Below are 2,819 nucleotides of genomic sequence, written 5' to 3' on the forward strand. Positions count from 1 at the left end.
CACCTCGACGGTAGGCTCGCCCCCGAGTCTGACCACCCGCGGGCCGGAGCCACCCCAGGCGTAGGCCCGCAACTCGGCGGAGCTCGTTTTAGGCCACGCTGACTCCGACCCGCCACAACCTCACCCAACCCACAACCCAATGCTCCGCCCCATTCGGCCTGTCGCCCATTCCCCCGCAGCCGCCACGCGGCTTGGGCGACAGGGCCGGCGATTCTATGAATCGCAAAAGCTAAGAACAAAGCACGGCCAACTGTTCGGCCCGCTTCTCCGTCCCCGGCTCGACCCAGCGCGGCGCGAAAACCGCAAACGGTTTTCGCGCCCGAAGAACAGTCTCGGTACAAAGCACCGCCCCGTGTCCGCCTCACTGCGGCTCCGCTGTCGCTCCGCCGCGTTTCGCGCGCTGGCGGAAATCTTATCCAAACACATGACGTGTTTGGATGATTTCCTACTCCAGCAGTCGCGCGCGGGGCAAACTTTGTTCGCATTTTTCTCGCGCGCCTGGGCGATTCATTCTGTTTCGGCTCAGCGCCGAAACAGTTGAATCGCCTTCTAAGGCGTGGCGCGCGGTGGTTTGAGGGTACTGCGCTCGGGCCGCGCGGGCCCCACGTCCCGTGGACGGGAAATGCTTCGCATTTCCACTTCTCTGCTCAGTCCAAATCTTCGCCCCGTTCTCTGTCCGCGCGCCTCACGCGCCAACACTCAATCGAGACAGCAGCAATATCACTTTTGTTTACCCCCTCTCAAAACGATCCGCCGTTCCGACTTGAGGTCGAAACGGCGGATCCATTCGTCACTCCTGTCAACCGGCCATCAGACTATACAATCCCCTGGGCCAGCATAGCGTTCGCCACCTTCCGGAAGCCTACGATATTGGCTCCCTTGACGTAATTGACGTATCCGTCCGGCTCCGTCCCGTAGCGCAGGCAGGCCGCATGGATGTTCCGCATAATGGCGTGGAGCTTCTCGTCCACCTCTTCGGCCGACCACTGGAGCCGTTCGGAGTTCTGGGTCATCTCCAGCCCCGAGGTCGCCACACCGCCCGCATTGGAAGCCTTACCCGGCGAGTAGAGGAGTTTGTGCTGCTGGAAAGCGTGCACGGCCTCCGGCGTCGACGGCATGTTCGCCCCCTCGGCCACGCAGATACAGCCATTGGCGATCAGTTTGGCCGCGTCCTCGCCGTTGAGCTCGTTCTGAGTGGCGCACGGCATGGCGATGTCGCACTTCACCCCCCACGGCCGCTCGCCCGGATAGTAGGTCGCGCTCGGATACTTATCGGCATATTCGCTGATCCGGCCGCGGTAGATGTTCTTGAGTTCGAGGATGTACTCCAGCTTTTCTTCGTCGATACCGTCCGGATCATAGATGTATCCCGATGAGTCCGAAGCGGTTACGACTTTGGCTCCGAGCTGGGTCATCTTTTGGATGGCGTACTGCGCGACGTTCCCCGAGCCGGAGATGGCCACGACTTTCCCCGCCGGAGAGTCCCCGCGCGTAGCGAGCATCTCCTGGGCGAAGTAGCTGACACCGTAACCCGTGGCTTCCGGCCGCAGCGGGCTCCCGCCCCAATCCAGGCCCTTGCCGGTGAAGGTGCCGGTGAACTCGTTCCGGAGCCGTTTGTATTGTCCGAAGAGGAAGCCGATCTCTCTGGCTCCCACGCCGATATCGCCCGCCGGCACATCGGTGTCGGCACCGATATGGCGCTGGAGTTCGGTGGCGAACGACTGGCAGAAGCGCATCACCTCGGCGTCTGATTTCCCCTTGGGGTTGAAGTCGGAGCCGCCTTTCCCGCCGCCCATGGGCAAGGTGGTCAAGGCGTTTTTGAAGGTCTGTTCGAAGGCGAGGAACTTCAGGATGCTGAGGTTCACGGAGGCATGGAACCGCAGCCCGCCTTTGTAGGGTCCGATGGCGCTGTTCATCTGGACGCGGTATCCGCGGTTGATTTCGATCTCGCCGCGGTCGTTGACCCACGGCACGCGGAAGATGATGATGCGTTCGGGTTCGGCGATGCGTTCGAGGATTTTCATCTTCTGGAGCACCGGATTTTCGAGGATATAGGGTGCGAGGCTTTCGACGACTTCGCGCACGGCCTGATGGAATTCGGGTTCTCCGGGATTGCGTGCTTCGATGCGAGCCATGAAGTCGCTAACGTACTGTTGGATTTGTTTTTCCATGAATGATGGGGTTATGTTGGTTTTCAATCTGTAGGACGAGGGGGCGGTGCGAGATGACAGGTCCGCCCCGGGCTACCGCGAGAGTACTCATGGTAATCCGGTGCAAATCGGGAACTTCGGTGCCAGTTGGTCTTCGACAGCCAGTAGTAGCGGTGGCATGCGTTTAGATTTCCATGCGAAGATCCTCGACCCTTGTCTCGCCGGGCGTATCGGTCACGGTCTTCAGTTGCGTTGCCTCTCGGAATAAACGAGGGCGAGGCGGCCTTAGCGATACGTAGTATCGCTCTGTCCCGCCGGGGTCACCCGGACGCCGCCCGCGCAGGGCAGTTCCATCCGGCTCGAAGCTCGACAGTCGCCCGCCCCGCTTAAAGAGGAATTTCACTCGTTTTGCGGTGAGCAAAACCGAGATGAAATTCCTGCGGGCGACTCAAAAAGTACTAAAACCGCGCGCCGTCGCCTTGAAAGGCGATTCAACTATTTCGGCGCAAGCTGAATGTTTGAATCAACATAGGCGCGCGACAAAGCCAGCTCCGCGCGCCACGCCTTAAGAGGAAAATCATTCAAAAGCGCACCGCACTTTTGAATAAGATTTTCCATGGCGCGCGGACAGAACTCAATGTTTTCGAATTAACATTGGGCGGCTGTCGG

Annotated in this window: 2 protein-coding genes; one reads left to right on the forward strand and one right to left on the reverse strand. The window is 60.1% G+C overall.

Translation table 11 applies throughout. The features are described from left to right. Positions 1-815: 815 nt before the first annotated feature. Positions 816-2,171: an NADP-specific glutamate dehydrogenase gene (gene gdhA / locus QZ292_RS10195; RefSeq protein ID WP_294601208.1), complete on the reverse strand. Its 1,356-nt coding sequence runs from the start codon at positions 2,169-2,171 to the stop codon at positions 816-818. Positions 2,172-2,271: 100 nt separating this feature from the next. Between gdhA and QZ292_RS10200 the strand changes: the two genes are divergently transcribed. After that, the gene (locus QZ292_RS10200) at positions 2,272-2,418 is read left to right on the forward strand and encodes a hypothetical protein (protein ID WP_294601210.1); all 147 of its coding nucleotides are present in this window, start codon (positions 2,272-2,274) and stop codon (positions 2,416-2,418) included. Positions 2,419-2,819 lie beyond the last annotated feature (401 nt).

It is taken from the genome of uncultured Rikenella sp., from assembly GCF_910577125.1.
Taxonomy (GTDB): domain Bacteria; phylum Bacteroidota; class Bacteroidia; order Bacteroidales; family Rikenellaceae; genus Rikenella.

What these genes read in the sequence shown, in the direction of transcription:
- gdhA (WP_294601208.1), bottom strand. Translation starts at nt 2,171, where the DNA reads ATGGAAAAACAAATCCAACAGTACGTTAGCGACTTCATGGCTCGCATC.